General features: G+C 68.6%; 5 protein-coding genes. 3 read left to right on the forward strand and 2 right to left on the reverse strand.

What is annotated here, in order from left to right:
• Together BM287_RS17950 and BM287_RS08705 are read right to left on the reverse strand one after the other, a co-directional pair.
• On the reverse strand, positions 1-361 hold a 361-nt coding region (locus BM287_RS17950), incomplete at its 3' end, for a hypothetical protein (RefSeq protein WP_090107292.1).
• Positions 362-516: 155 nt separating this feature from the next.
• Positions 517-2,346, reverse strand: coding sequence for an AMP-dependent synthetase/ligase (locus BM287_RS08705; RefSeq protein WP_090038679.1), 1,830 nt, complete (start codon positions 2,344-2,346; stop codon positions 517-519).
• A 153-nt stretch (positions 2,347-2,499) separates the two neighbouring features.
• On the opposite strand from BM287_RS08705, the gene BM287_RS08710 reads away from it, so the two are divergent.
• From BM287_RS08710 to BM287_RS08720, 3 genes are all read left to right on the forward strand, one after another.
• Positions 2,500-3,450, forward strand: coding sequence for an ROK family glucokinase (locus BM287_RS08710; protein WP_090038677.1), 951 nt, complete (start codon positions 2,500-2,502; stop codon positions 3,448-3,450).
• Between the two features lie 28 nt (positions 3,451-3,478).
• The gene (locus BM287_RS08715) at positions 3,479-4,168 is read left to right on the forward strand and encodes a lysophospholipid acyltransferase family protein (RefSeq protein ID WP_090038675.1); all 690 of its coding nucleotides are present in this window, start codon (positions 3,479-3,481) and stop codon (positions 4,166-4,168) included.
• Positions 4,169-4,311: 143 nt separating this feature from the next.
• The gene (locus tag BM287_RS08720; RefSeq protein WP_090038673.1) at positions 4,312-5,640 is read left to right on the forward strand and encodes a class II 3-deoxy-7-phosphoheptulonate synthase; all 1,329 of its coding nucleotides are present in this window, start codon (positions 4,312-4,314) and stop codon (positions 5,638-5,640) included.
• Positions 5,641-5,789 lie beyond the last annotated feature (149 nt).

Consider the following 5,789-nt stretch of genomic DNA (forward strand, 5'->3'; position numbering starts at 1 on the left):
CCCGCGCGTTCAACCGCTCCACCTCGGCCTCATGCGCTGCTCGTTCTCTGGCCCGCTGCTGTTCCAACCAGGCTCGCCTCCCGGGATGTGTCATAGCCCTAGCCTGCCGCGGAAACAGGCTCCGCTCGATATCGCCCTCGAAAACCGCCGTCGACCACCGCCGGATCTTGTCCCTGGAGATGCTGCGCGCCTGCAACCACGCCAGCTTCGTCCCATGCGGTTGCAAGTGATACTCATGCACCACCTCGCGGATCTCCTCCGCAGTAAAACCCGTTGTGACTCCCAAAACAGAACCCTCCCAAACCGAGCCAACCTGACTCACAACCAGCCTGGCAAAGAGGGATTCGTCACGAATCTGCACTCAGCTCGCTGGCGCGACGTCGTCTGACCCCTTCGACATTCGTCACGAATGTTCACTCAGAGCGCGTCTAAGTGCACATTCGTGACGAATGTCGAACGGGGAGGGGAAGGACGGATGTCGAACGGGAAGGGGAAGGACGAATCTCGACAGCGACGTCAGTGCGCCAGCGAGATGCCCTGCGTGCTGGGGTTCCCGCTGTAGATGCCGTCGATGACGTCGGCGAAGTCGGCGAGGATGACGTTGCGCTTGATGCTCAGCTTGGGCGTCAGGTGCCCGCTCGCCTCGCTCAGCTCCGTTGCCAGGACCACGAACTTCCGGATGCTCTCGGCCCGCGACACCCCGGCGTTCGCGTGGTCGACGGCGCGCTGGATCTCGGCGTTGACCGCCGGGTTCACGGACGCCTCGGCGAGGGTCATGTCCTTGTCCTCGCCGTTGTTCGCCAGCCACGTGGGCAGCATCTCGGTGTCGAGCGTGACCAGGGCGGAGATGAACGGCTTCTGGTCGCCGACGACGATCACCTGGCCGACCAGCGGATTGGCGCGGATGGGATCCTCCAGCGCCGCCGGGGAGACGTTCTTCCCACCGGCGGTGACGATGATCTCCTTCTTCCGGCCCGTGATGGTGAGGAAGCCGTTCTCGTCCAAGGACCCGATGTCCCCGGTCCGGAACCAGCCGTCCTCGAACGCGGCGGCCGTCGCCTCGGGGTTCTTCCAGTACTCCTTGAAGACGTTGATGCCGCGCACCTGGATCTCGCCGTCGTCCGCGATGCGGAGGTCGACGCCCGGCAGCGCGGGTCCCACGGTGCCGATCGTGAAGGTGGCCGGCCGGTTCACGGTCGCGGGAGCGGTCGTCTCGGTCAGCCCGTAGCCCTCGAGCACCTTGATCCCGAGGCTGTGGAAGAAATGGCCCAGGTGCGACCCGAGTGGAGCCGACCCGGACACCGCGTACCGCACCCGGCCGCCCATCGCAGCACGCAGCTTGGAGTAGACGAGCCGGTCGTACAGGGCGAACTTGAGCTTGAGCCCGAACGGGACCGAGCCCGCCTCGACCGCCTTCGAGTGCTCCACGGCGACCTCGGCCGCTGCGCGGAAGATGCGTCCGCGGCCGGCGGACTCCGCCTTCTGCTCCGCGGAGTTGTACACCTTCTCGAACACGCGCGGCACCGCCAGCAGGAACGTCGGCTTGAAGCTGGCCAGCGCCGGCAGCAGCTGCTTGGTGTCCGCCTGGTGCCCGACCTTGACGCCTCCCGTGATGCACAGGACGGCGATGAACCGCGCGAAGATGTGCGCGGTCGTGATGAAGAGCAGAGTGGATGCTCCGCCCGGCTGCTGCACGACCTCCCTCAGGGCTTCGGCCGAGTTGCGGCAGAGCTCCACGAAGTTGGAGTGGGTGAGGACGCATCCCTTGGGCCGTCCGGTCGAGCCCGATGTGTAGATGAGGGTGCCGATGTCGGAACCCTTCGCGATGCGGCGACGGCGCTCGATCTCCTCGTCCGGCACGTCGGCGCCGGCGGCGGCCAGCTTGTCCAGATCGCCGAGGTGCAGCTGCCAGATCGTGCCGACGAGCGGGAGCTCGGGATGGACCTCGTCGAACCGCGCGTGCATCTCCGCCGTCTCGAGGAAGACCGCGATGGCTTCCGAGTCGGCCATGTTCCACTGGATCTGCGTGGGGGAGGAGGTCTCGTAGATCGGCACGAGGACCGCGCCCGCGAACCAGGTGGCGAAGTCGATGAGGGACCACTCGTAACGGGTCTTCGACATGAGTCCGATCTTGTCCCCCGGCTGGATCCCCGCGGCCACCAGTCCCTTCGCCAGGGCGATCACCTGGCGGTAGAACTCGGCGGCGGTCACGTCCTTCCAGCCGTCCCCGTCCGGCAGGCTGAACAGCGGCTGATCCGGGGTCTGCGTCACGCGGTCGACGAGCAGGTCGGTGGCGTTGGCCTCCGGGTCGGCGGGGACGAGTACGGGTGTTTCGATCTGATTCACGGTAGCTCCCTCGATACCGGCGGACGGGCGTGCGGCCGAATGGCTTCGCCCGATTCGGATGATTACACTCTAGATGGTCCTGCCGGACGCGCTCGGGTGCTCCCTGACGGCCGGGACCGCCCCTCCCGCCACCCCCAGCCAGGAAGGCCACACGTGCACGCGATCGGCATCGACATCGGCGGGACCAAGATCGCAGGAGCCGTCGTCGACGAGTTCGGGACGATCGTGCGGGAGGACCGGGTGCCCACGGACGCCAGCCGTCCCGAGGAGATCGAGAACGCGGTCGTCGCGATGATCGAGCGGCTCTCCGACGGCCCGGAGGAGATCGCGGGAGCGGGAGTGGCGGCCGCCGGCTTCATCGACGCCGCCCAGTCCACCGTGTACTACGCCCCGAACATCAACTGGCGCCACGAGCCCTTCCGGGAGAAGCTCGAGGAGCGGCTGGAGATCCCGGTCATCATCGAGAACGACGCGAACGCGGCCGGCTGGGCCGAGTTCCGGTACGGCGCGGGACGCCTCGTCTCGGACATGGCCGTGCTCACGATCGGGACGGGGGTCGGCGGCGCGATCGTCAGCAACGACCGGCTGTTCCGCGGCGGCTTCGGCGCCGGAGCCGAGATCGGCCACATGCGCGTGGTCCCGGGCGGTCTGCCCTGTGGATGCGGTGCGCACGGCTGCATCGAGCAGTACGGGTCGGGACGGGCGCTCCAGCGCATGGCGAACGAGCTCGCGGATGCCGGCGGCATCGGCCAGGGCCTCGCCGACGTGCGTTCCCGGACCGGCGTCCTGAGCGGAGCCGACATCAGCGCGCTGATCTCCGCCGGCGACCCCGGCGCGCTCGCCGCACTGCGCCAGCTCGGCGACTGGCTCGGCCAGGCCTGCGCGAGCCTCGGCGCCATCCTCGACCCGCAGCTGTTCGTCTTCGGCGGCGGGGTCGCGCAGGCGGGGGAGCTGCTGCTCGAGCCGATCCGCCTGGCATACCTCGAGAACCTGCCGGCGCGCGGCTTCCACCCGGAGCCGGAGTTCACGATCGCGGAGCTGGTGAACGACGCCGGGGTCGTCGGCGCCGCGGATCTCGCGCGACTGCACGCTTCCTCGCTCTAGGCGACCGCCCGGGATAGGCTTCGACTCGATGTTCTACTGGCTGATGAAGTACGTGATCGCGGGGCCGATCCTGCGCGGGATCTTCCGGCCGTGGGTCGTCGGGCTCGAGAACGTCCCCGCCGAAGGCGCTGTCATCCTCGCCAGCAACCATTTGTCGTTCATCGACTCCATCTTCCTGCCGATCGTCGTCGACCGGCATGTGTCGTTCCTCGCGAAGAGCGACTACTTCACCCGCCGCGGGCTGAAGGGATGGGCGACGCGGGCGTTCATGAACGCGACCGGCCAGCTGCCGATCGACCGGTCCGGCGGCAAGGCCTCGGAGGCCTCCCTCAACACCGGCCTGGCGGTGCTCGCGCGGGGCGAGATGCTCGGCATCTACCCCGAGGGCACCCGCAGTCCCGACGGCAAGCTGTACCGCGGACGGACCGGCGTCGCACGGATGATCCTGGAGGCCGGCGTCCCGGTGGTGCCGGTGGCGATGGTGGACACCGCCCGGATCATGCCGATCGGCACGCGGCTGCCGAAGATCGGCCGCATCGGCATCATCCTCGGGGAGCCGCTCGACTTCTCGCGGTTCGACGGGATGGAGGGCGACCGCTTCATCCTGCGCTCGGTCACCGACGAGATCATGTACGAGCTGCAGCGCCTCGGCGAGCAGGAGTACGTGGATGTGTACGCCAGCACGGTCAAGGAGAAGCGCGCGACGCTGTCACGGTAGGACCTCTGCGGCGGCGGTACGCCCAGGCGCGATAGGCTCGGTATCCACCCCACCCACCGATCGATGCGAGCCATCGGTCCAGCAGAGCGAGCGGAAGACCAGTGCTACAGACCACAGAGCCCGTCGTGCGACCAGACGAGTCCGTGATCGAGGGCCTGGAGTATTGGCGGACGCTCCCGATCAAGCAGCAGCCGCACTGGCCGGACGCCGAGGCGGCGGCCGCGGCCTCTGCCGAGATCGCGACCCTCCCGCCGCTGGTGTTCGCCGGCGAGGTGGACCAGCTGCGTGAGCGGCTGGCGCGAGCCGCCGAGGGCCGGGCATTCCTGCTGCAGGGCGGCGACTGCGCCGAGACCTTCGCGGGGGCGACCGCGGACCAGATCCGCAACCGCGTCAAGACGGTGCTGCAGATGGCGGTCGTGCTCACGTACGGCGCCTCCGTCCCGGTCATCAAGATGGGCCGGATGGCGGGGCAGTTCGCCAAGCCGCGCTCCAGCGACACCGAGACGCGCAACGGCGTGACCCTTCCGGCGTACCGCGGCGACATCGTCAACGGCTACGACTTCACGCCGGAGTCGCGCCAGGCCGATCCGCGCCGCCTGGTGCAGGGATACCACACCGCCGCATCCACGCTGAACCTGATCCGGGCCTTCACCCAGGGCGGGTTCGCGGACCTTCGGCAGGTGCACAGCTGGAACCGCGGCTTCGCGGCCAACCCGGCCAACCAGCGCTACGAGGGCCTCGCGCGCGAGATCGACCGCGCCATCAAGTTCATGGAGGCGGCCGGCGCCGACTTCGACGAGCTGAAGCGGGTGGAGTTCTACTCCAGCCACGAGGCGCTGCTGATGGACTACGAGCGCCCGATGACGCGGATCGACTCGCGCACCGGCACGCCGTACAACACCTCGGCGCACTTCGTGTGGATCGGCGAGCGGACCCGGGAGCTCGACGGCGCCCACGTCGACTTCCTGTCCCGGGTGCGCAATCCGCTCGGTGTGAAGCTCGGTCCCACCACCTCTCGCGACGACATGCTGCGCCTGATCGACAAGCTCGACCCCGAGCGGGAGCCCGGACGGCTGACGTTCATCACGCGCATGGGCGCCGGCAAGATCCGGGATGCGCTGCCGCCGCTCCTGGAGGCGATCAAGAAGACGGACGCGCTGCCCCTGTGGGTGACGGACCCGATGCACGGGAACGGTCTCACCACGCCGACCGGCTACAAGACGCGTCGTTTCGACGACGTCGTGGATGAGGTCAAGGGCTTCTTCGAGGCGCACCGCGCGGTCGGCACGAACCCGGGCGGGATCCACGTGGAGCTCACCGGCGACGATGTGACCGAGTGCCTGGGCGGGTCCGAGCACATCGACGAGGCCACCCTCGCGACGCGGTACGAGTCGCTGTGCGACCCGCGGCTCAACCACATGCAGTCGCTCGAGCTGGCCTTCCTGGTCGCCGAGGAGCTGTCGCAGGCCTGACCGCCTCGCCGCCGCGCCCCCGCGCCCCCGCGTCTCACCGCTGCAAACGGAGGAGGGTAGCTGCCAACCGGCGGCTACCCTCCTCCGTTTCCTGCGTTCGGCGAAGGCCTCGCCCAGAACTCCTCCGTTTCCTGCGTTCGGCGAAGACC

This window comes from Leifsonia sp. CL147 (genome assembly GCF_900114565.1).
GTDB lineage: Bacteria > Actinomycetota > Actinomycetes > Actinomycetales > Microbacteriaceae > Leifsonia.